Below are 23,957 nucleotides of genomic sequence, written 5' to 3' on the forward strand. Positions count from 1 at the left end.
TATCTTTTTTCTTTCCAAGAGCTAGCTATAGTTTGAAACTATAATGTTGATGTTTTAGAAAAGCAAAGCTAAAAATTAAAAAGCCTAGTGGCTTTTTAATAGATATGAAAGCGTCGTCGAAGACTAGCCGCTTTTGAACCGATAAAGCGATCCATAAGGCGAACTTTGAGCGCCAGTCCGCCATAGACAGCGAGGCCAATGCCGCCAATCAGAGCTATATAGACAAAGCTGGAAATCCGTCCGCTAGGATGGAAGAAGAGTCCAATGAGAAGTTCTGCCACCAAGACAAAGATGGTCATTAGAACCGTCAGAATCACTGACAGGAGGCTCCGCTTAAAGAGATTCTTAGGATTCAGACCTGTTACCTTGCGAATTTCCTGGTACATGAGCAGGATTGGGATAATCAAGCCGACTGTCGTCGCAAGAAGAGGTCCATAAGCTTTGAAAATATAAATCAAGGGTACTTGCAGCACCAGCTTGACTCCTACTCCATAAAGGAAGTAAATAATAGCTTTTCGATTTTGGAAGAGGGCCTGAATCATCGGAGCCAACACCGTATATAGACTAAGGATAATGGTCTGCAGCATAGCAAAGATGAAAAGTCCCAGCGCTAAGCCGTCTGGCTTGCCATAGAAAACAGTATACAGAGGCTCTGCCACCAAAACAGCACCAATTGTTGCTGGCAAGATAAAGAAAATCAGCATACTAAGATTATCCTGCACCAAGCGGGCAGCCGATCGGAAATCACCTTTGACATAGTTCTCGGTCAAAAGAGGAATCCCGACACCGCCGATAGAGGTAGCCACTGCAATTAAAATCATGGTAATTTTATTAGGATTGGCTGAGAAGTAGGCAAACTGAACCAAGAGCTCGGACTTGCTGTACTTGCTAATCCAACCCATGACATGGATAAAGGTAGCTTGGTCAATAATCTGAAAAAGCTGAATGGCAGATCCTGTAATAATGAAAGGAATGGCTTCTCGAATGGTATCCCAAAGGAGGGCACGGCCATTAATCTCAGTAGCATTCGATGGCTTATGAAGGATGGAAGTCAGCATCCCTGTTTTCCAGAGATAGAAGGCTAAGACAGCCATGCTAGCAAGCATACCGATAAAGGCGGCAAAGGTAGACTGGGTAACCGCTTCTACATAGTTGCCAGAACCAGTTTTCATGATGAAAAAGGCTGTCAGCAGCATCCAGATAACCCGAATAACCTGCTCCGCAATCTGACTGATGGCATAAGGCTTGAGATTGTTAAATCCTTGGAAAAAGCCTCGGATAACACTCATCGATGGGAAAATCAAAACAGCCCAGGACAGACTCTGCATGACTGGAATCAAGTCCGCTCCGCCCCCTGACATAGAAGCGAAAACTGGTGAGAGCAGGTACATAATCACCCCAAAGACAGCTCCCAAAAGCAACATAAACTTGAGAAACTCTCGAATCAGAGTGAAGCTATGCTCTTCCTTGTCAATGGTATTGTACTTAGCCACCTGCTTGGCCACAGCTACTGGTACGCCAGCTGTAGAAATCAGTAAAAACCAGGCATAGATATTGTAGCCCATAGTAAAAAGGCCGTTGGCCTCGGCGCCGTGCTTGCCCATCCAAATATACCAAGGAATGATATAGATGGCCCCCAGAAGACGACTGATAAAATTGCTGGCAGTTAACCAGGCAGTTCCCCGCAGCATCTGCTGCTGCTGGCTTGTTGTTTCTTGGCTCATAGAAAACCTCTTCTATTTATTCTTCTTTTATTATAAACTTTTCCTTGCCTCTTGTAAAACCTAGCCATAAGGGTTACAATAGATTTATGATTAAAATTGAAACCGTATTAGATATTTTAAAAGAAGACCATAATTTTCGTGATATTGTCAAAGATGGAGAATACTTCTTCTCATACAGCGACTTAACTTTCGATAGTATCAGCTATGACAGCAGGGAAGCGGATGCCTCTACCCTCTTTTTTGTCAAGGGTGAGGCTTTTAAGAAAGAATTTCTAGAAAAAGCCGTCACAGCTGGTCTGCGCTTCTATATCAGCGAGACAGACTTTCAAGTGGGTATTCCGGTTCTCTTGGTCAACGATGTCAAGCAGGCCATGAGTCTCTTAGCCATGGAATTTTACGGCCATCCTGAGAAAAAGCTCAAATTGCTGGCCTTTACTGGCACCAAGGGCAAGACAACTACAGCTTATTTTGCCTATCAGATCCTTTCCCAAAGTCATCGGCCTGCCCTGCTCTCGACTATGAACACTACTTTGGATGGCGAGACTTTCTTCAAGTCAACTCTGACCACACCAGAGAGTCTGGATCTTATTAAAATGATGGCCCAAGCCCTTGCTAATAATCGGACTCATCTCACCATGGAAGTCTCCAGTCAGGCTTATCTCAAGAAAAGGGTCTACGGCCTGACCTTTGATGTCGGTGTCTTTCTTAATATCAGCCCCGACCATATCGGCCCTATCGAACATCCAACCTTTGAAGATTACTTCTACAATAAGCGGCTCTTGATGAACAATAGCCGAGCAGTTATCGTGAATAGCGGCATGGACCATTTCCAAATCGTGAAAGAGCAAGTCGCTTCTATGGAACACGATTTCTATGGAGCAGACTCTAGCAATACCATCACGGACTCTCAGGCTTTCAGCTTTGAAGCTGTTGGTAAGTTAGCTGGCCACTACGATATCCAGCTCATCGGCCGCTTCAATCAGGAAAATGCAGTAGCGGCTGGTCTTGCCTGTCTGCGACTGGGTGCTAGACTCGAAGACATCAAAAAAGGAATTGCTGCAACCCGAGTACCGGGTCGCATGGAAGTTCTGACTCAGAAAAATGGCGCCAAGATTTTCGTTGACTATGCTCACAATGGCGTAAGCCTAAGCAACCTACTGTCTGTGGTACAGGAACACCAAAAGGGCAAGATTATCCTCCTCTTGGGTGCTACCGGAAACAAGGGTGAAAGTCGCCGCAAAGACTTCGGTCTCCTACTCAATCAGCATCCTGAGCTGACCGTTATCTTAACTGCGGACGACCCCAACTATGAAGATCCTCTAGCCATTGCGAAGGAAATCGCATCCTACATCTCCTATCCAGTGGACAAAATAGCCGACCGTGAAGAAGCCATCAAAAAAGCTCTGAGTCTGACAGACCGAGAGGGAGATGCCGTCATTCTGGCTGGTAAAGGAGCAGATGCTTATCAAATCGTAGAAGGAGAAAAAGTAGCCTATCCAGGAGACTACGCTCTTGCTGAAAAGTATTTATAAGAAAAAAGGCGAGCATATCGCCTTTTTATTGTTGTTTTGTAAAAATTACTGCCATTTAATCAGAACGTACATCAAGCTGGAGCCAAACATATCTGCCAAAGCGTGCATGAGAAAGAAAGGCAGGAGATTCTTGACCTTGTACTTGTAAAGGAAATAGTAAAAGAGACCGTACACCACTCCGATAACCAAGGCCCACAGCATGCCCTGATAGGTGTGGAAAGAAATCCGAATGATGGTAGAATAGGCCAGAGCCCACCACTTATACTTATCCTTAACAGAAGTCATAAGTCCTAGAAAGAAGAATTCCTCATAGAAGCCATTGAGAAGCCCGTATAGAATAGCCATAGGTGTCAGTTCAGCAAATTTCCGGAAGATTTCCAGAACATCTACATAAGACCAGAGAGTTGGATCAAAGTAATTATACTCGCCGCTCAGGGTCGTCACAATGTCACCAAAGAAGCCTACCACTACAAAAATAAGCGGAGTCCAAAGGAGAACCGACCAGCTCAGACGGATAGGAAGCTGCTTAAAGTCAAAGCGCCGAAGCAATAGATAAAGAATGGTCAAAAACAGCATCAGCAGCTGAAAATTGAAATTGCTAGAAAAAGCCGCTCCTTCAGTGACTGTATTGGTCACCGTTTCAGTCGCTCCTGTGCTGGCGGCTGGCGCAAAGCTAGCTAAATAAAGCTCCGTTGAGCGGTAAATAAACTGCCCAAACATGAGCAGAGTAATCACAGCAATATCAAACCACCTCAACTCTTTCAAAGGCTTTGAGGGGTGTAGGTGTGTCAATCGTTTCATCATCTTTCCTTTCACCACCTGTAAATTTATATCATCATTTCAGGTTCTTTTTTATATTTCTATCTTAGCATGAAAAGCTTAAATTTTTATTATTTACAAATTTATAAAACTTTTTTATTACTGCTTAATATGTTCATCTATAGTCAGAAACTGAAAAAAAGAGTTCATCTCTACTTGGAAAGGAAAAAAGAGAGTCAAATTTTAACTCTCTTCTCACTATTCTTATTTATCCAAGCTGTTTTTGATACCTTCAACGGCACCTTCTACAGCTTCTTTAGCATCTTCAGCAACTTCTTTGGCTTTGGCAACAGTTTTTTCTACAAAGCCTTCTGCTTCAGTCTTGTTATCGCCTGTAACTTTGCCCACGCCTTCTTTAACAGCGCCTTTGGCTTGATCGAATTTATTTTCTAGTGACATATGATTGCCTCCATTCTTTTTTACGGTTTCTGATACCGTTTACAGTAGTATAGGATTTTTCTTTTCAAAGGTCAAATATTCTGCTCATTCTATGAGAAAATCAGTCCAGCTGGAAAATCAATCTCTCCTTATCAAAGCTGGCCTGCAACTCATACTTGCCTACTTCGTTTTGCCGGATATAGCCCAAGATTACTAGGCTATCGACAAAAATGTCCCGCCGCTTCTGCATGAGCTCATCCTTGCGGACATACTTGAGGAGAAAAGTCGTCATATACTTGAGAGCATACTCGGGATTGACATCGCCCAAGACAGCATAGAGGGGCTTTTGTGCCTCAGAAAGCGGATATTGACGCTGCATCTTGTAAAAATAATTAGCCAAGGTCAGCTTATCCCGCTGAAAATCTGTCTCTTCCAGCAAGACCGCCGCATTGGTCTGATTGGAAAGCTGGGTCTCAAAGCGCAGCTCCAAGAGTTCCTGATAGAGGGGACTATCATCACTGATAAAGACCTCCTGGTCCAATCGCAAATCCTCCAAACTTTCCACAAAAGGCAGCGACAGGTAATATCGCTTGTTCTCCCGCCGGATGTAGCCAGCTTTGATATAGTCCTCTATCGAGCGGTCAATATTAGCCACGTCCTCAAACTCTCGCTTAATCTCACGTAGAATCACTGCCTCATGCTGGTCCAAATAATCAATCAATTCCTGAAAAAAAGGCTGGCGTGTCAAACGGCTGGGATTTATAATTTTAATCATGGAGTTCTCCTTTGTAGATGAGTTTTCTTGACTGAGCCAACTGACTAGGATTCGTCCCGGGCTGACCTAGGGGAACCGCTAAGCCCAAGTCCCGATAATATTCCTGCCAAAAATCAGAAATTAGATTTTCCTCATCGCCAAACTGCATGGGAATCGTATCAAAAATCGGCAAAATCTCCGCAATATACTCCGAGCAGTAAAAACCATCGGACTGCGGATAAAAACTGAAATTGTATGGCTTTCCTAGATGTAATTTGGCCCTTTTAAAGACAGCTTCTGCTTCAATAGCTGGATAGCGGTACACGTCATAAACATCCTCATCCTGCAAAAAATCAGACAAATCTTGATTGACAACACCCTTCTCATGGGTTGCATGAAAAATCTCACCATTAAAAAAGATGGCCACATGGCTGTATGAACCAGTTGCTGCTCGGATTGCTGCAGCAATTTCTGAAGCTCCGACTGTAAAAATCAAATCTCCGTCTTGTAAATCTTGAATCTTCATTTCTCTCGTCTATCAAAAAAGGAGCCGAAACTCCTTTTAAGTATGAGGGGAATGGTCCCTCATCTAGTAACTAATCTATTCAAATGAGCTTTTTAAGCATTAAAACTTGCTGTCAGTTGAGGTACCACCTGCTTCTTACGAGAGACAGCGCCTGCTAGGAAAGCATGGTTATTCTCAAGAACAAAGTTAAAGGCTGCTTCGACCTTGTCCATATTGCTTCCGATAGCCAGAATCTCTGAGTCTGAGTTGATAATGTCAGTAATCATCAAGACGAAGTCAGAGTAGCCATTTTCAGCGTTTGTTTTCTCAATAGCAGCTTCGATTTCTGCCTGACGCTCCAAAACTTCGGCAATATCAACAGTGTTGACCTGTGCTACACGGACATTGTTTCCGTTCAGCTCAAAGGTTTTAGCATCAATGTCAATTAATTCTTCTGCAGACTTGCTAGCCAAGTTTGTACCTGCCTTGAGCATAGCCAAACCATACTCTTCCAAGTTGACACCAGCCAGCTCAGCCAATTCTGGTGCAATAGCCTTGTCAGTTGGGTGGGTAGTTGGTGACTTGAGCAAGAGAGTGTCAGAGATCAAACCTGACAGCAGCAGTCCTGCAATCTCTTTTGGAACTGCTACGCCGTGCTCCTTGAACATGCGGTAAACAATAGAGGAAGCAGATCCCACTGGCTCCAAGCGCATGTAAAGGGGACTAGCTGTTTCAAAGTTGCCTACACGGTGGTGGTCCACCACGCCATAAACTTCAACTTCAGCAATATCTGCTACAGACTGCTGGAATTCATTATGGTCTGTCAAGATGACTTGCTCAGCTCCCTCTGCCTTGGCAGATGTAATCACGCGCGGCGCAGCTACACCAAAGTAATCTAAAACAAAGGCAGTTTCTTCATTAGGCTCACCCAGAGCAACAGCTTCTGTATCCAAGCCATAAGCTTCGCGAGCCAAGTAAGCAAAAGCGTAAGATGAACCAATGGCATCTGAGTCAGGATTTTGGTGACCGAAAACTAAAATTTTAGACATGATAAACCTCTTCTTTTATATAATGTTTATTGCATTTATTTTACCATAATTACAGGCATTTCACAAAAGCAGAAGGACATTTTCTTAAGAAAAATGGACTGGTTAGCCCACCAGCCCATTTATTCATACTCAAAGTAGATTAGCTATTATGCACCCGATTCATATACTCTGTATAGGACTCAGTCTGCATGAGCTCCTTGGCATTCTTGACCCGATCAGCTGTCGGAGGCTTAACTCCTTCCAGCTTGTAAGGGATGCCCAGCTCCCGCCATTTAAATTCTCCCATGGTATGGTAAGGTAGAATTTCAAACTTATCAACATTATTCAGCGTCTTTACAAATTTACCTAGCTCAATCAAGTCATCATCGCGATCGGTCAATCCTGGCACCAAGACATGGCGAATCCAGACTGGTTTTCCAATATCAGACAGGTACTTGGCACAAGCCAAGATATTCTTGTTGGTCTGGCTGGTCACAATTTTGTGCTGTTCTTCGTTAATCTCCTTGATGTCTAGCAGGACAAGGTCGGTGACTGCCATAAGCTTGTCAAATTTTTTCAGATAGCGAGGCGTATTTCTGAATGGTAGCGCACAGGTATCCAATGTACAGTGAATGCCCAGCTCCTTAGCCTTGGTAAAGAGGGCAATCAAAAAATCAATCTGCAGCAAGGCTTCTCCTCCACTGACAGTGATTCCCCCTTTATTGCCCCAGAAACCCTTATAACGGAGAGCTTCTTGTAAAACATCATCCACTGTCCGCAGCTGAGATTTGTTGGTCTCCATCTCCCAAGTATCCGGATTATGGCAATACTGGCAGCGCATGTGGCAGCCCTGCAAAAAAACAATAAAACGGATACCCGGTCCATCAACAGCTCCAAAACTTTCGGTGGAGTGGACCATGCCCGTTACCTTTCCATAATCAACTGCTTCTTCAATTTTCTCTTCAACCATCGCAAAACCTCTTAAGTCTGAAAACGTTTTATAACTAACTACATTATAACATGATTAAAGCAAAAATAGACTTAATTTGCCTATTTTTTAGAAAACAAACTGTTTTTCAGTTTCATTTTCAGTGTTTTACAACAGATGAAACTTTAGGGCGAAAGTAGTAGGCAAATAAAAAAGCAGGGCAGAATCTTTATTCCACCCTGATTTCGCTTTTTAAATTGATTTTAGTTAATTTCTGCTTCTCTTTTTGAGAGTAAAAGCAAACATCAGCAAGGTCAATCCCAAGACTGCCCAGCTACTGTTATTTTGGCCGGTCTGCGGGAGTCCCTTCTTCTTGCTGCCAACTGTCTGACCTTGTCCAGTTTGATTGGACGATGGAGGATTGGTCTGAGACGGAGCTCCTTGCTCTGCTGCTACAGAAGATTGTCCAGTTGATTGAGACGGTTGGGAGCTGTCAGAAGACGAAGCTGCGACATCCTTAGAAAAGTCCAGCTGCACCACTACGGGATCATGGTCTGAAGCTCTGCCATGTTCCTCCATGAAAGAGGCATTGATATGGACAGGCGCAAAGACTGCCTTTCCAGCCAGGTTCTTCGAAATGAAAATATTGTCCAAGCTTTGGTTGCTGCCGCGGTAGAAGTAGGAATAACGGTCAGCCGTGTCATGTTCCTGCATGAGATTAATGAGTTCATTACCTGCCAGTGCTTTAGCTGTTTCGGAAAATTCAAAATCATTAAAATCACCAGTCAACACAAACTTAAGGTTAGGATTTTGTCTCAGCCCTTCTTGAACAAAGCTATTTAAAATTTTAGCCTGCTCTATCCGAGCAGCCTGCGTATGCTGAACTGCTGGCTGAGCGGAGCCATACACGGCATCATCCCCAATCTTGGACTTCAAATGATTGGCGATAACAACGATATGCTGTCCCTTAAATTCAAACTCAGCTGCCAAGGATTTACGAACCTTGGTAAAGGCTGGATTGGTCGGTTCGATTCGGGCAGGATTCTTAACCAAATGGCCACCGGAGAAGCTAGCTGCTTCGTCACTCGTACCGGCTTCTTTTTCGACTAACTTCACCCGGTTTGGATCGTAGAGAAAGGCCACGCGGATATTAGAGCCAGGCTTGCCTCCATCTTGACCGTCAAGGGGGGCAACTTCGGTGTACTTGTAAGTTTTTCCACCCAGTTCTTTGATGCGGGCCGCTAGTTTCTCACCGCTTTTGACACCGCTGGTCGTTCCGTCATTAACACTGCCATTCTCATCTTGAACTTCAATGAGCGTGATGATATCTGGACTGTGGATCTCATTGATAAAGGAATTGGCGATTCTAGTCACTTTTTCCTCAGGTGTTTCACCTTTTTTAGCATTAGCAGAAAAATTCTCGATATTGTAGGAAGCAATGGTCAGCTTGTCCTCGCTTGGATAGATAGGAGAGACCTGTCTCTGCAAGCCACCGTCCACCAAATCAGGCAGCTGAATCGGCTCCAGCTTGTAAATCTTCCCACGATAAGTTACGACTCCGACCACATCACCATTGAAATAATCCTTGGCCTTGGCAATAAATTTATTGCCAACATAGACTGGAATGGTTGCGGTATTTTGAGCGTTTGGACGAAGATTAAGACCTCCGATATTGTTTAATGGCAAGGCTTGGTAACCTTCAGGTAAGAGATAAATGTCTCCACGGTACTGCGGGCCTAAAACGCGGGGCCTCTTCACCGTCGTCAACATTCCTTCCAAACTTTCCCAGTAGTCCAACGCTTCACTTTGAGGCTGATAATTATTAATATTGTTATCGACCGTATCCTGAGGCATATTAGCCACGATGTCTACTGGATCAGGCAAATCAGCTTTCCCTTCCTTGGTCACCTTGGAAGCCACCAGCATGGTAACTGTCAAACTATCACTGGGCTTGTTGAAAGTCTGCCCCTGACGAACGCTGAGCTCTTCCATATAGCCTTCTTTAATGCGACCTTCAAGACTAAGTTTGTCTCCAATATCAACTTTTTCTTTAGAAACAACATAAAGAGCATCAGAAGTCCTGCTGTTTCCATCAGGAGTCACGTCTTGAACATAAAAACCATAGCGGTCTGTTTTCGTCACAACTACATTGGAAACTTGAACTTCTTTGTCCTCATAGGGAGAGGCTTGTGATTCTCCCTGAATGGTTCCCACATTGGAAACAACTTCTGGTCCGCTAGCCGCAGCCTGTGCTGCAGCAGGGGCTTGGTCTGCCTTTTCCACTGTCTCTGTAGAAGCTGGCATTGACTCTCCCGATTCTGCAGATGGACTCTCTGCTTGACTGGCAACCGACTCATCGCTTACAGTCGGATTCTCTGTGAGATCTGCCGCATCTGAAGTCGACGAACTTACCGCTTCTTCTGCTCCGACCGGTTGGACAGAAAAAAGCAGGAATAAAAAAGCAACTAGCAAGACCACTGTGGGAAAGAGCTGCCTGTAAGAAACTTGTTTTTTCATGAACTTCTCCTTTTCTGTATAAATGTATATTATCCTATTTAATTTTTATTATAAAGAAAAGAATCAAATTTTGCAAAGGCTTTCTCAAAATTCTGTATTAGTTTCTCTCACTTCAGAAAAATACTTGTCTAGGCTGGCCCAACACAGAAAAAAGAATCTGAAATTTTTTCCAGATTCTTTCGAGACTTTAGTTTTCCCCTACTAAGATTGCCAAGGTTTCGTATGGCTGCAGGGTCAGCACATGGTCAACCTGATTCTTGCCGTAATTGGACAGGAGAACCTGACCATTTTGATAATCCGGCAGGATGTCCACCGTAATCGGATCAGCATAGAAGTTGTTAAGGACTAAAAGTTTTTGTCCTTGCCACTCCCGCTCAAAGGCATAGACCTGAGGACTATCCTCATAAGCTGGCTGATAGCTGCCCTCTGTGATGATAGGCAGTTCCTTACGCAGGGCAATCAATTTCTGATAAAAGGTAAAGATTGGTCCCTTGATTTCATTTTCCACATTGATGAGAGGGTAGGATTTACCCGCCTTCAGCCATGGAGTTCCTGTTGTAAAACCTGCATTGACTGAATCATCCCACTGCATAGGTGTCCGAGAATTATCACGAGATTTAGCCTTGATAATCCTGAAAGCTGCTTCTGGCGATTGACCTTCAGCAAGCAGAGTCTGGTAAGCATTGAGAGACTCGACATCTACATAATCTTCCATGGAGTCGTAGTCAGGATCCACCATGCCAATCTCCTCACCCATGTAGATATAAGGCGTCCCGCGCGACAGATGAATACTGGCTGCCAGCATGGTCGCTCCTTCATTACGAAAATTCTCTACATCGACAAAGCGGTTGAGAGCTCGCGGCTGATCATGGTTGTTCCAAAAAAGTGCTGACCAACCGTCGTGATCGCTCATTTCCTTGCCCCAAGTATGGAAGAGGCGTTTTAACTCTTCAAAATCAAAAGCCTTAAGCGTCCACTTCTGTCCAGCCTCATAGTCCACCTTGAGATGATGGAAATTAAAAGCCATGGATAGCTCCTGCCGGTCTGGTGCGGTGTAAAGGATGCAATTCTCAATCGTCGTAGCGCTCATTTCGCCAACCGTCATAACGGACTCGTCCTGACCAAAGGTTGCTTCGTTCATCATACGCAGGTAGTCATGGACGATTGGCTTATCAGTATAGGCTGGCTTGCCCTCCTGCTCTGGACAGTCCGTCAGTACCTCATCTTTTCCGATGACATTGATGACATCAAAGCGGAAGCCCTTGACTCCTTTGTCTCGCCAAAAATTCACCACCTTGAAGAGCTCTTTACGAACATTGGGATTGCGCCAATTAAGATCTGCTTGAGTAACATCATAAAGATGCAGATAATATTTGCCCGAATCGCCAAATGGCGCCCAGGCACTGCCGCCAAACTTGGACAGCCAGTCCGTTGGCTCATCTCGCAGGATAAAAAAGTCCTGATAGTAGGAATCTCCAGCCAGCGCCTTTTGGAACCACTCATGTTCAATCGAGCAATGATTGAGAACCATGTCCAGCATAAAGTCAATACCATGCTGCTGGCCAACCTTGACCATCTCTTCAAAATCCGCCATATCTCCAAAGATAGGATCAACCGCAGTATAGTCAGAAATATCATAACCATTGTCCCGTTGCGGACTCGGATAGAAAGGATTGAGCCAGATCATGTCCACTCCCAGCTCTTTCAGATAGGAAAGTTCTTCAATAATCCCGCGAAAATCTCCCAAACCGTTGCCAGTCGTGTCTTTAAAAGATTTTGGATAGATCTGGTAGACAACCTTTGTTTTATCAAGTGTCATATTTTCTCCTTTTTTTGAGAAAAGGGACAGATTTTAAAGAACCGTCCCTTTCTATAGTCATTTCATTTTTCTTTAAAGTGGCTTAGCGTTCATCAACTGACTACCTCGCTCAACTGCCCGAGGAAGTTGTTCAAGTTCCTCCACCTGATAACTGTCTGAGTTTGTAATGATGACTGGTGTTTCTGTTACATAGCCCGCTTTCTTGATCATGTCTATATCAAAGGAAATGAGCTTGTCGCCTTCCTTGACCTTATCTCCTTGAGATACATAACCTTCAAAGCCTTTGCCCTCCAGATTAACAGTGTCCATTCCGATATGCATCAGGATTTCAACCCCTTCATCTGACAAGATGCCGATGGCATGCTTGGTTGGGAAGAAGACGGTTACTGTTCCATTGACTGGTGAAACCAACTCACCTTGGCTAGGAACAATGACAACTCCGCGGCCCATCAAACCTTGTGCAAAGACAGGATCCGTTGCCTGACTCAATTCTTTGACTTCTCCTGCCAGCGGACTAGTAATCGTTACAGGAACTGATAAATCAGCTGCCTGCAATTCTGGAGATGACTCGGCTTTGGAAGTCCCAGCAAATTCTGCCTCTTCCTGAGCTGCAAACTCTGCCTGCAATTCTGGATCTTCCTCAGTCTTCATTAAGAAGCCTGTCTTGTGGAAGAAGAAAGTCAGGAACATTGGTACAAGGATTGCTACAAGCATAACTCCTGCAAATGGAATCATATATTTTGCTTGGATAGAAAGGATACCTGGTAAACCACCAATACCAATGGCATTTGCTGTTATATTAAAGGTTACAGAAAGCAGACCCGCAATAGACGAACCAATCATTCCCGCAACAAATGGATAAACGTACTTGACATTGACCCCGAAGAGAGCAGGCTCAGTAACACCTAGGTAAGCTGAAATGGTAGCAGGCAGGGAAATTTGCGCTTCCCGCTCATCATGGCGTTTCATAAGGTAATAAGCAAATACAGCTGAGCCTTGAGCGATATTGGACAGAGCAATCATGGGCCAAAGACCAGTACCACCGGCATCAGCTACCAACTGAGTATCAATGGCATTGGTCATATGGTGAAGACCTGTGATAACAAATGGAGCATAAAGAGCACCAAATACTGCGCCAAAGAGCCATTTAACTGGACCAGTTAAACCTGCAAGTACAACTGTTGAAAGCCCCTGACCGATTGTCCAACCGATAGGACCCAAGACAGTATGAGCCAGAATCAGAGCTGGAATCAATGATAAGAATGGCACAAAAATCATAGACACTACTTCTGGAATATGTTTACGCCAAAAGATTTCCAGATAAGATAGAGATAAACCTGCTAAAAGTGCCGGAATAACCTGAGCTTGGTAACCAACACGATTGACAGTGAAGAAACCGAAATCCCAAACCCAATCTTTGGCAATTTCAGCTGCTGGTGTCGATGCTACTGAATAAGCATTGAGCAATTGTGGGGACACCAAACAGATTCCCAAGACAATCCCAAGAATTTGGCTCGTTCCCATTTTACGAGAAACAGACCAAGTAATTCCAACTGGCAGGAATTGGAAAATTGCTTCTCCCGGAAGCCACAAGAAATGGTTTATTCCAGACCAGAATTTGGATACCTCTGTGATTGTTTTCCCATCCAACATAGACCAATGCACGCCCTCAAGGACATTGCGGAAGCCAAGGATTAACCCTCCAACAATCAAAGCTGGAATGATCGGGGTAAAAATTTCTGCCAGAGTGGCCATAACCCGCTGAAGGGGATTTTGGTTGCTCTTAGCAGCAGACTTTGCTGCTTCTTTTGATACTCCCTCAATACCTGACACAGCAGTGAAGTCATTGTAAAAGATTGGCACATCATTTCCAATGATGACTTGGAATTGCCCAGCATTTGTGAAAGTTCCCTTGACCACTGGGATTGCCTCAATAGCCTTGATGTTGGCCTTTTTACCGTCGCCAAGTACAAAGCGCATCCGCGTTGCGCAGTGGCTAACTGCTGTGACATTCTCTTTGCCGCCGATTGCATCTAGCAGATCTTTGGCTTCCTTCTCAAATTTTCCCATTTGACTACTGGCTGAATGAGAATCCAGCACTCTCCTTATATTTTTTACGAGTTAGTTTTTCAACACATCTCTACAAATTATTGTAATCGATTTCAAAGATGTAGGCAAGTTGTTTGTTGAAAAAAGCCCTCATTTTTGATAAAATTTTCTAGGTTGTATGTAAAAAAGAAAACAAGTGGAGTTTATGATGAAGAAATACAAACAATTGTTCAAACAGATTGAGAAAGATATTTTGGAGGAACGTTATGCAGTCGGAGACTTCTTGCCCAGCGAACACCAGCTGACAGAAGACTACCAGGTTAGCCGCGATACAGTCCGCAAGGCTCTGGCGCTGCTGCAGGATGAAGGAGTGATTGAAAAAGTCAGAGGACAAGGTTCCAAAGTCATCAAGCATGAACAGTTTGACTTTCCTGTGTCTAAGCTGACCAGCTATCAAGAAGTAGTCAAGCAGAACAATATGCAGTCCAAAACCAATGTTGTCAGCTTGGAAAAGATTACCGTAGATCAGAAACTGTCCGACATCACTGGCTTCCCTCCCTACCGACTAGTTTGGCGAATCGTCCGTCAGCGCGTTGTAGACCAAGTCGCCTCGGTCTTAGATATTGACTATTTAGACAAGGGCATCGTCCCTGACTTGACAAGGGAAATCGCTGAGCAGTCCATTTATGCCTATTTGGAAAATGACTTAAAACTCAACATTGCCTATGCCAAGAAGGAATTTACCATTGACCACGCCAATGACCGAGACAAGATTCTCATGGACCTAGGTAAGGACCAGCAGGTCGTCTCTGTCAAGTCTCAAGTCTATCTGGCAGACGGCCGCCAGTTTCAATATACCGAGAGCCGCCACAAGCTCGACAAATTTCGCTTTGTGGATTTTGCTAAGCGTCAGAAAGAATAACCTTGAGTTCCATCTAGGCCACAAAACCACCTCTGCCTTCCAGCTGGCAGAGGTGGTTTCTTTTATGAGTAGTCTAAGGCTGCCTTGTTTTGGAGCGACAAAGAGCCTCAAAATTTCTTTTTACTTGTTTTAGGAGATTTATATGAAAAAATTAGTTAAGGGCTTCTGCTGCTTTTTAAACGTTACTGATTCTTATTACTTCCTTTCTTACTTCTTCGCCTGAGAGAATGTCAATACTTGCTTATCATATAGGGTAACTTTAGATGTCATTGGACTGTCCTCATTTCTATTTTGATGCTATTAGTATAATCCCAGAAACTTAAGACAGACTTATAAAAAACTTGAAGGAAACTTAAAAGGCTGAGTTTATTTCTCAGCCTTTTCTGCTTCTTCAATAATGTCTGAAATTTCAACCTTCACCTTCGTAACACGGCCATTTTTTACCTTGTCATTGGTTAAAATGAGTCGCTTATTTAGACTTTCGACTTCGTAGCTAATGCGCTCTTTCGGATCTGGAATAGTCCCCACACAAGTCAAGTAATAACCAGCAATCGTATCCACATCGTCGCTTTCAATCTCAACTTCAAAGTATTCATTAAAGTCATTGAGGGTCATGGTTCCTAAGACGATGTAGGTATTCTCACCGATTTCATGGACTTCGATTTCAGCCTTGTCTGTCTCATCGTCGATCTCACCAACAATCTCCTCCAAGAGGTCTTCCAGTGTGACCAGACCAGCCATACCACCATACTCATCCAAGAGAATGGCCATTTGATTTTGCGTGTTGCGCAGCTCCTTGAGCAAATCATCGACAAACATGGTTTCCGGTACAAAGAGTGGCTCCTGCAGAATCTTACGCAGAACAATATTGTCAAAACCATTGACGAATCCTTCATTGAGCAGTCGCTTTGTATGAATCAGACCGATGACATTGTCTTTATCCCCATCATAGACAGGAATCCGCGAGAAGCTCTGCTTAAGGATACTTTTGATGATTTCTTGAGTGTCGTCCTGAATGTCCACCATAAAAGCATCCGTCCGTGGCACCATCAGTTCACGCGCCATCAGCTCATCCAGAGAGAAAATCCCCTGAAGCATCTCAATCTCGTCCGCATCCAAGGTCTCTTCGCTCTTGGTCAGCATATACTCAATCTCGTCCCGAGTCATCTTTTCGTCTGCATCATCAAACTTCATCGGCGTTATCCGGCTCAGCAGATTGGTTGAAGCTGACAGCAACCAGACGAAGGGACTGACAATCTTGCCAAGAAAGATAATGACCGGCGCTGCCCGCACAGCTAGATTATCTTTCAGGTTCATGGCAATGCGCTTAGGATAAAGCTCGCCCAAAACAATAGAAATATATGTCAACAAGACCAAAGCCAAGAAAGTTCCGATAGCACGTGCAGTTTCGGAATTTCCCAGCCAAGAAGAGAAAAGTTTTCCCAGATTATCCGCAAAGCTGGCCCCAGACAGGATATTGATAACTGTAATCCCAACCTGAATGGTTGATAAGAAATTATTAGGGCTTTCTAAGACCGCCAAAAGGCGGCTATACTTGAGGTCGCCCTCCTCAGCCTTTTGCTCCACACGCGCCCGATTGAGCGATACCATTGCCATCTCAGCAGCTGAGAAAAAGGCATTTAACAAAGTCAATATAAACAGTAGTAAGGCTTGCCATAACATATTCTGACTGCCAGGGTCTTCCATTGATTCTTTCTCCTCGAAATGTATAAGTAAATCTGATTATATCATATTTTTAAATTTAGTGCACAGGAAATGAAAATAAGACGGAAGGCCTTCCTTCCGTCTTATTTTCTAATCTTGAGACTCTGGAATCAATCGATTACCAAACTCATCCTTATTTATTAATAATCCCAAATTCTTCGTTCTTCTTCTGCTGCTGGGCTTCCTTGTGATTGTCATAGAGATTGGCCAAGAACTTGGCGATTTCTTTGAGGATAGAATAGGTCGGGATTGCCACAATCATCCCTAGAACGCCATAGATATTGCTGGATAGAAGCAAGAGCACCATGATAGTAATGGGATGGACTTTCATCACACCACCAACGATACGGGGATAGAGGATATTCCCATCTACCTGCTGGATAATCAGCATGTAAATCAAGGCCGCCACCATCTTCTGAGGATCGGTAAAGGCATACGTAATGACCATGGGAATCAAGCCGATACTCGGTCCTACATAAGGAATCAGATTAGCAAGACTGGAGAAAATAGCAAAGACCAAAGCGTACTTGAGTCCAATCACGCTATAGCCAATATAAGCCAGAGCGCCGATAATCAGGGCATCGATTGAAATCCCGCTGATATAGCGGGCAACAGTAGCATTGAGATTGGTCAGCAAACTGGAGATATTGAGCTTATCGCGCTTGAGGACTGTCCGCTCCAGCATGGGCAAAAGTTTATGGCCGTCCATGAGGAAGTAAACTAAGAAAATCGGCGTCATAATTAAAATCATCAGCGTATTGACAACTGCTGACAGAACACTGCCCAGACTGTTGGTCACACTGTTGAGAATATTCTGCAGAATATCCACATAAGACAGGTTAAGCTGCTGGATGGTGGACTGGATATTCAGATTCCGAAAGAGCGGATTTTTAGATAATTGGTTGACAAAACTTTGAATTTCCCAATAAAGGCCTTGCGTTGAATTAATCAAGCTGCTCAGCTGATTAATCAAAATCGGCAAGAGATAAATAACGCCCAAAGCAATCAAGCCAAACAAAAGGCTGAGCGTAATCAGAATCCCAATCATTCGATTGATTTTGAGCTTTTCCTGGAGAAATTTCACCAGCGGATTCGTAATATAGTAAAGAAATCCTCCCACAAGAAAGGGAATCAAGATGGTATTCACAACGCTAACAATCGGGGTTATCATATCCCCCATCTGGCGCCAGATAAAGAAGATAATCGTTAGCAAAAGGACCTCACTGGTCCAAAACATCAGCTTACTTTTATGAAACATTTGACTCCTCCTATCAGTTATTTTACCATAAATTTTGTTATAATAAAGGAGATTTAACGAAAGAAAGAGTAAAAATGGAAAAGATTATCAAACTGGAAAATGTAAGCTTAGCTAAACAAGGCCGAACCATCTTAAAAGATCTCAACTGGCAGGTGAAAAAGGGGGAGCATTGGGCTATTCTCGGTCTCAACGGTTCTGGAAAGTCTACTCTTCTGCGCCTGCTCATGGCTGAGCATTGGAAGACTCAGGGCAAGGTGACGGTTCTCGGTACGGAATTTGGTGCCGGCGACATTCCTCAGCTGCGAACTAAGATTGGAGTAGTCGGCTCCTTCATTGCTGAGCATCTGCCCAGCCATCTCACTGCCGAAGAAATCGTCCTGACAGGCAAGTATAAAAGCAGTATTCTCTATGCTACTTACGGGCAAACTGAGCTGAATCAAGCTAGGGAAATGCTGGCTTCCATTGGCGGGCAAGAATTGATTGGCCGAAGCTACGCTAGTCTGTCTCAAGGGGAAAAACAGCTCTTGCTGATTGCGCGCAGTCTCATGGAAAAGCCAGAACTGCTTATCTTAGACGAAGCGACCAGCGGTCTGGATCTCTTTGCCCGCGAGCGCCTGCTGGATCAAATTGGTAAGATTACACAGATGAATCAGGCTCCAACAATCCTCTATGTCACCCACCATGTAGAAGAAATCACTGCTACTATGGATCATGTCCTTCTCCTAAAAGAAGGAGAAATTATAGCCCAAGGTCCTAAAGAAGACATACTTCAAAAAGAGGTCATGGATCGCTTCTATCCTCAGCCAGTCGAGCTGATTGAGCTGGGAGAAGACCGCTATTTCGTCAAGGTGGAGGTCAGGTCCTCATGAAGCAATTTTCTAACACAATCTTCAATTTGGGCTATTTTCTGATTCTAACCATGACTGCGATTGCCTTGCTTTTCCTGTCTGGGCAGATTCTGCTGTCCCACACTTACATCCCTTTAAGGATTGCTGAAGGGGTCCAATTCGTCAGTAATCCTTGGTATTTCTACCCTATCCTCCTGCTCTTTGTCCTCAGCCTCTTTTTAATCCGGCCCCTGTTGGAAAAGGTTCAGACCAAGCATCTTTTTTGGATTCTGTCCCTCATCTTTATAGCAGCAGCGATTTTTCTGATAACGGCCTACGATGGCCGCATCCGAGCTGACGCCAAGCACGTTTTCAATGCAGCGCTAGCCTTTAACCGAGGAGATTACAGCTCACTGACGACCGTCGGAAGCTACATGTATCGCAATCCCCATCAGCTAGGACTGATGACTCTGGAGCGACTTTATGCTTTTATTTCTCCGACGACTCAATTTGCCTTTAGCATGAATGTCGTCTGGACTTTACTCAGTCATTTCTTGATTTACAAGATTACAGCTCTCCTCAATGCCAGAGAAATCATCCAGAAATACACGATTCTGCTGACTTTTCTCTTTCTACCACAGTTATTTTTCGTCCTCTTTGTCTACGGCACCATTCCTGGGCTCTTCTTCTGTCTGCTCAGTCTCTATGCTTTTATCAAGCTGGATCAGAAAGGAAACTTACTCTATGCTTTGCTGGGAGCTGCCAGCATCAGTCTGGCCTGCCTCCTGCGCAACAACTACATTATCTTTGCCATTATGCTGATCGGCGTCTACTTCCTGTCCATTTTTTATAAATGGTCTTGGAAGAAACCCTTAGTCATCATTCTGATTTTAGCCGGCATCGTTCTTTCAAACAAGGCTCTGACGGCCTATTATGAGCAGCTGATTGGGGGCAAGATAGGTGTCGGCACACCAAAAATCGCCTACATCACTATGGGCCTGCGGGATGATCCTAATCGGCAGAGTCTGGGAGGCTGGTACGATGCCTACAATACCAAAATTCTCAAGCGCAACAAGTACGATGAAAATTTGGCTACAGAAATGGCCACTCGGGATTTGAAGGATATCCTGATTCACTTCAGCAAGCATCCTGCTTATGCGCTCAAATTCTTCTACGAAAAAGTCACATCCACTTGGACTGAGCCAACTTTTCAGTCTATCTGGACTGGGCCTCAGATTGAGCGCCAACAATACATGAAGCCAGCTGTCCTGCGCAGCATTTATGAGGAAAGAAAAGGTTATCAGATTGTTAATTTCCTGCTCTTGACCCTGCTAGCCAGTATCTATCTGCTCTCCTGTTTCTTTATCCTACATAAATTTTTCGTCGCCGAGGAAAAGCTGACGCCTTTTGACCTCTATCCCTTCATCTTTCTCCTGGGGGGCGGCCTCTTCCACTTCTTCTGGGAAACCAAGAGCCAGTATGTCTATATCTATGTCCTCCTTCTCATCCCTTCCGCCGCTCAATCCTTAGTCGACCTGAGCGATTGGTGGAAGAACAAAGGAAAAGGGAAATCAACAGACCAGCTTGAGAAAAACCTATAAAACTTGAACACTTGATAAGAATTTATTATAATTTTATAGGAATATTAAGTGACACAAAGTTGAATTTGTAACTGAAACTTTTTATATTTTACGAAGGGAGAATAGTGATTTATGTTTTCAATATTAGGTGCAGTATTATTTGGAGTTATAGCAATTATGACAGTTCTTGTTGCTTGTGGTCTGCCTTTGGGCGAATATACAATGGGTGGACAATATAAAATCTTACCTAAGAAATTTAGAATTGTGGCAGTCATTTCGGTGGCTATCCAAATTTTTGCCATGATCATTATTTTGCAAGCTGGGGGTTTTATTCCCCTGTGGCTGTCTTTCAAGGTTACTAAATATATTTGTTTCTTCTTTGCCGCTTACCTATCCTTGAATACGATTATGAACATGATTTCAAAAAGCAAGAAAGAAAAATATGCTATGACTCCGATTTCACTTATAGCTGCAATATGTTTTTGGATAACAGCATTTCAGATGTAGTATGTAAGTGTCGATAACCTACAGTGAGTCAATTTGGACGTTGGGAATAAGAATTTGTCTAATTGAATAGAAAAATTTTTAAAACAGTAAATCACAAAGGTTTACTGTTTTTTTGCTCATTTTGAGAAGTTATAACCACCCGTGAAAACGGGTGGCTTGTACATCGGCTATAAGCCCTTTCCCTCCAGCGACGTCTAAAGACGTTCGCTGAACTTCGTTCAGGTTAATGATATGATTCCTTGACTAATGCCCGTAAAAACGGGCTTTTATCTTGTTCTAAAACTACCATCTGAGAACGGATCCTCGTACTCTTTGACACTTAACTTATCCAGGGCAAGGTCATTTTTCCCAATCGCGTATATATTTAGAAACTATCTTTTCATTTAGGCCCACGGTGCTCACATAGTCCTCTCTCGCCCAAAACTTTCGATTGCCACAATATACCCCCTCTTGTTTTTCAATCTGAACAGGAGGGGGTATTTTGAATTGAAATGAATAAGACTTAGCTTTGTGTTATTAGCATTCTTATCACTTCATTTTAATCGTAATCAGCATATCTCCACCAAGCCATTGTTGCGATAAGACCTAGAATACTTACCCCAAATAAACTGACAATGCTCCCAAAATTCAATAGTGCTTTTCCTGCAATACCACTTGCGAGTGCAGGAATCGCCCATGGAATATACTTCCCAAAGTTAAGAGCAGAACCAAGCTGAGAAAAAATAATAGTAAAAATGATAAATGCCAATGGAGACAAATAGCCCCGGCCTAAACAAGCAAAAAAAGCCACTGGAGTAGAGAGTATGATCGTAAGAGTAGTACAATAACCAAAAGTAAGTATACTTTTGAAAATCACCGTTAAGCTCCCACCCTCAAGTCCAATCAGATCGCCAGCTAATAATCCCAATAAAAGTGCAAAAAGTGATAGAATATAGCTCCATAGAGCGATAACGATAAACTTGGATAATACGATTGTATCTCTTCTTATCGGGAGTGCTAAAAGGTCTATCATCGTTTTATCAGAATATTCTCTACCAAAAACCCAAGATGCTGTAAATCCAAAAATGAGCAATCCCCCAACAGAAATGACTTGTGATACGGTCATTAAGTACGACGACCAGTCTGTTATCCTCATCATTTCCATTTTTGCAGAAATCAAACCAAGATTTTTGAAATTCTCTGGATATTTCATCATAGTTGCAAACAGCCCAACAATAAAAGGAACTAAACAGATAGAACAAGCAGTTACGATGGAAAGTTTTGATTTTATTAACTTTTTCCATTCAATTAAAATACAGGAACTAAGCTTTTTCATTCGAAACACCTCCATTATAGTCATTCAGTATTCTTAAGAAATAATGCTCTAAATCTTCTTTTTCAACAATCAGTGTTTTAGGTGGATAACCTGCATGGACTAGCAATGTGGCAATATCTTCCGGGCATTCCACAGATTTTCTATCAGTTAATTCTAAGAAATCAATATTATTTTCTGTGTCTGATTGAATGTTCACCTGATAGCCTTGGTTAGATAATACTTCTTTCATTGCCTTATTATTAGAGCCACTTACTAGTAACTTCTTTTCTAAGTACTGTTCTAATTCACTGCTTTCAACTTCTCTTATAAGTCTGCCCTCATGTATAATGACTATTCTAGTAGCAATTTTAGATATTTCTTCCAGATTATGACTTGAAATAAGAACAGTTGTGCCTAGATTATTCGCCAATTCCTTTAATAGTTCTCTCACTTCAATAACTCCAAAAGGGTCTAATCCATTTGTTGGCTCATCAAGAATTAGGATTTTAGGTTTATGAATAATCGCTTTTGCAATTCCTAAACGTGCAACATTTCCTAAAGAAAGATGTTTCACCTGTTTATGTTCATATTGCTTTAGTTTTAATTTTTCAATTACCCAGTCAATATTATCTTTATTAACCCCTCTTAATTTACTAACTATTTCTAAATTTTCTCTCACAGTTAAGTCTAGATAAGAATAAGGTGTCTCAATAATATAACCTATTTCATTTCGAAGTTCTAAATTACTCAGATCTAACTTTTTTCCTTGGATATAACATTCTCCTGATGTAGATTTTATCAATCCTAGCATCATTCGCATCGTCGTTGTTTTCCCTGCACCATTCAGTCCTAAAAAACCTACTATTTCACCACTTTTTATTGATATATTCAAGTTGTTGACAACATTTTTTGTTCCATATCTTTTAGAAAGGTTTGCGGTTCTAATTGCTTCTTTCACCATTACCTATCCTCCTTAGTAATTTGCTCAACAATTCCTTGTATGACTAACTTCAATGTAGTATCAAATTGTTCTTCACCGATTTCCTCGATGTGTAATATAGTCATAGCAATCGTTCTAAATAAAGCAGAGACGATTTCTACCGATACATTTTCTCTAATGTTGATTCGAGATACAATTTCTTTAACCATCCTATCGTCTATCAGATGATGATTTGTTATCGCCTCTTTTGGTAATTTTCTTATGAGTAATTCCATTTCATGATTTTTAAATATGGTATACATAAATGAATAGCGAAAACCTTGATAAAAATCATAAAGTAACTCTACCAGACGATTTGTATCTATCTTGGCTTCCATATCTAATTGTTCTGTCAGGCGATTCATAACATCTATTTGATATTCTTCTAAGACCGCAAAAAATAAAATTTCTTTTGAGGAATAAAAATTATAAAAAGAACCTTTGGAAATATCTACCATTGCTGCCATCTGGTCAACTGTGGTTTTCTTAACCCCATATCTTTGAAGGCATTCCTTTGCAACTTTATGTAATTTCTTTCTAATTACTTCTTTTTCTTCAGTAGTAAAAGCAGTAGCCATAACTTCCTCCTAAAAACTCTGTGACGTTTTTTGATTTTACAGTCATAGAATATCATATAAATTGAAAAATGTCAAAAGTCTTATATCTTCTATGTAAGAAAATATAAGATTTTAAATTTACACACATCATAATTCTCTTCTTTTAGACCTAGTTATTTGATTTTCACGATTTAAAAAATAAGGATACAGTACTGAAAGCTCCTATTATATGGCTTTTCTCTCTGTATCCTTATT

20 protein-coding genes and 1 pseudogene are annotated in these 23,957 nt (G+C 42.6%); 5 read left to right on the plus strand and 16 right to left on the minus strand.

Translation table 11 applies throughout. The annotated features are described in order from the left end of the window. Positions 1-95: 95 nt before the first annotated feature. A complete protein-coding gene (locus SSV_RS08105; RefSeq protein WP_072074402.1) occupies positions 96-1,724 on the minus strand; it encodes a putative polysaccharide biosynthesis protein in 1,629 nt (542 codons plus the stop codon). 86 nt (positions 1,725-1,810) lie between these two features. On the opposite strand from SSV_RS08105, the gene SSV_RS08110 reads away from it, so the two are divergent. Then, positions 1,811-3,256 (plus strand): UDP-N-acetylmuramoyl-L-alanyl-D-glutamate--L-lysine ligase, encoded by a 1,446-nt coding sequence (locus tag SSV_RS08110; RefSeq protein ID WP_072074403.1) that lies wholly within the window; start codon positions 1,811-1,813, stop codon positions 3,254-3,256. Positions 3,257-3,301: 45 nt separating this feature from the next. Here the strand turns inward: SSV_RS08110 and SSV_RS08115 are convergent, their stop codons facing one another. From SSV_RS08115 to treP, 9 genes are all read right to left on the minus strand, one after another. Then, a complete protein-coding gene (locus tag SSV_RS08115; protein WP_176693592.1) occupies positions 3,302-4,060 on the minus strand; it encodes a CPBP family intramembrane glutamic endopeptidase in 759 nt (252 codons plus the stop codon). Positions 4,061-4,279: 219 nt separating this feature from the next. After that, positions 4,280-4,474 (minus strand): CsbD family protein, encoded by a 195-nt coding sequence (locus SSV_RS08120; protein ID WP_002894655.1) that lies wholly within the window; start codon positions 4,472-4,474, stop codon positions 4,280-4,282. A 100-nt stretch (positions 4,475-4,574) separates the two neighbouring features. Beyond that, entirely contained in the window at positions 4,575-5,228 is a 654-nt protein-coding gene (locus tag SSV_RS08125) for a DUF1803 domain-containing protein (RefSeq protein ID WP_072074405.1), read from the minus strand. Beyond that, a complete protein-coding gene (locus SSV_RS08130; protein ID WP_072074406.1) occupies positions 5,221-5,733 on the minus strand; it encodes a YiiX/YebB-like N1pC/P60 family cysteine hydrolase in 513 nt (170 codons plus the stop codon). Before SSV_RS08130 ends, SSV_RS08125 begins: the two co-directional genes overlap by 8 nt. 92 nt (positions 5,734-5,825) lie before the next feature. After that, entirely contained in the window at positions 5,826-6,761 is a 936-nt protein-coding gene (locus tag SSV_RS08135; RefSeq protein WP_072074407.1) for a manganese-dependent inorganic pyrophosphatase, read from the minus strand. A 139-nt stretch (positions 6,762-6,900) separates the two neighbouring features. Then, positions 6,901-7,710 (minus strand): pyruvate formate-lyase-activating protein, encoded by an 810-nt coding sequence (gene pflA, locus SSV_RS08140; RefSeq protein ID WP_072074408.1) that lies wholly within the window; start codon positions 7,708-7,710, stop codon positions 6,901-6,903. Between the two features lie 225 nt (positions 7,711-7,935). Continuing rightward, positions 7,936-10,185 (minus strand): endonuclease/exonuclease/phosphatase family protein, encoded by a 2,250-nt coding sequence (locus SSV_RS08145; RefSeq protein ID WP_072074409.1) that lies wholly within the window; start codon positions 10,183-10,185, stop codon positions 7,936-7,938. Between the two features lie 187 nt (positions 10,186-10,372). Beyond that, positions 10,373-12,004, minus strand: a complete 1,632-nt coding sequence (gene treC, locus SSV_RS08150) for an alpha,alpha-phosphotrehalase (protein WP_072074410.1) — start codon at positions 12,002-12,004, stop codon at positions 10,373-10,375. 72 nt (positions 12,005-12,076) lie between these two features. Then, positions 12,077-14,074 (minus strand): PTS system trehalose-specific EIIBC component, encoded by a 1,998-nt coding sequence (gene treP, locus SSV_RS08155; RefSeq protein WP_072074411.1) that lies wholly within the window; start codon positions 14,072-14,074, stop codon positions 12,077-12,079. A gap of 187 nt (positions 14,075-14,261) precedes the next feature. On the opposite strand from treP, the gene treR reads away from it, so the two are divergent. Next, on the plus strand, positions 14,262-14,975 hold the full coding sequence (treR, locus tag SSV_RS08160; protein ID WP_176693629.1) for a trehalose operon repressor: 714 nt from the start codon (positions 14,262-14,264) through the stop codon (positions 14,973-14,975). Between the two features lie 366 nt (positions 14,976-15,341). Here the strand turns inward: treR and SSV_RS08165 are convergent, their stop codons facing one another. Then, positions 15,342-16,682 (minus strand): hemolysin family protein, encoded by a 1,341-nt coding sequence (locus tag SSV_RS08165; RefSeq protein WP_072074413.1) that lies wholly within the window; start codon positions 16,680-16,682, stop codon positions 15,342-15,344. 151 nt (positions 16,683-16,833) lie between these two features. After that, positions 16,834-17,958, minus strand: coding sequence for an AI-2E family transporter (locus SSV_RS08170; RefSeq protein ID WP_002897049.1), 1,125 nt, complete (start codon positions 17,956-17,958; stop codon positions 16,834-16,836). Positions 17,959-18,032: 74 nt separating this feature from the next. Here SSV_RS08170 and SSV_RS08175 point away from each other — a divergent pair, with 74 nt between their 5' ends. The 3 genes from SSV_RS08175 (at position 18,033) to SSV_RS08185 (ending at position 20,872) form a co-directional block, all read left to right on the plus strand. Then, entirely contained in the window at positions 18,033-18,827 is a 795-nt protein-coding gene (locus SSV_RS08175; protein ID WP_072074414.1) for an ABC transporter ATP-binding protein, read from the plus strand. After that, a complete protein-coding gene (locus SSV_RS08180; RefSeq protein ID WP_072074415.1) occupies positions 18,824-20,386 on the plus strand; it encodes a beta-carotene 15,15'-monooxygenase in 1,563 nt (520 codons plus the stop codon). The genes SSV_RS08175 and SSV_RS08180 overlap by 4 nt, the downstream gene beginning before the upstream one ends. Positions 20,387-20,497: 111 nt before the next feature. Then, on the plus strand, positions 20,498-20,872 hold the full coding sequence (locus SSV_RS08185; protein WP_072074416.1) for a hypothetical protein: 375 nt from the start codon (positions 20,498-20,500) through the stop codon (positions 20,870-20,872). Between the two features lie 266 nt (positions 20,873-21,138). Here the strand turns inward: SSV_RS08185 and SSV_RS08190 are convergent. From SSV_RS08190 to SSV_RS08205, 4 genes and pseudogenes are all read right to left on the minus strand, one after another. Continuing rightward, positions 21,139-21,307: pseudogene (locus tag SSV_RS08190) on the minus strand (IS200/IS605 family transposase); the annotation flags it as partial. 103 nt (positions 21,308-21,410) lie between these two features. After that, positions 21,411-22,187, minus strand: a complete 777-nt coding sequence (locus tag SSV_RS08195; protein ID WP_072074417.1) for an ABC transporter permease — start codon at positions 22,185-22,187, stop codon at positions 21,411-21,413. Next, complete coding sequence (locus tag SSV_RS08200) at positions 22,174-23,127, minus strand: ABC transporter ATP-binding protein (RefSeq protein WP_072074418.1); 954 nt, start codon at positions 23,125-23,127, stop codon at positions 22,174-22,176. The genes SSV_RS08195 and SSV_RS08200 overlap by 14 nt, the downstream gene beginning before the upstream one ends. After that, on the minus strand, positions 23,127-23,723 hold the full coding sequence (locus SSV_RS08205) for a TetR/AcrR family transcriptional regulator (RefSeq protein WP_072074419.1): 597 nt from the start codon (positions 23,721-23,723) through the stop codon (positions 23,127-23,129). The genes SSV_RS08200 and SSV_RS08205 overlap by 1 nt, the downstream gene beginning before the upstream one ends. Positions 23,724-23,957 lie beyond the last annotated feature (234 nt).

Origin of the sequence: Streptococcus sanguinis (genome assembly GCF_001078705.1) — a bacterium.
Classification (GTDB): Bacteria; Bacillota; Bacilli; order Lactobacillales; family Streptococcaceae; genus Streptococcus; species Streptococcus sanguinis_D.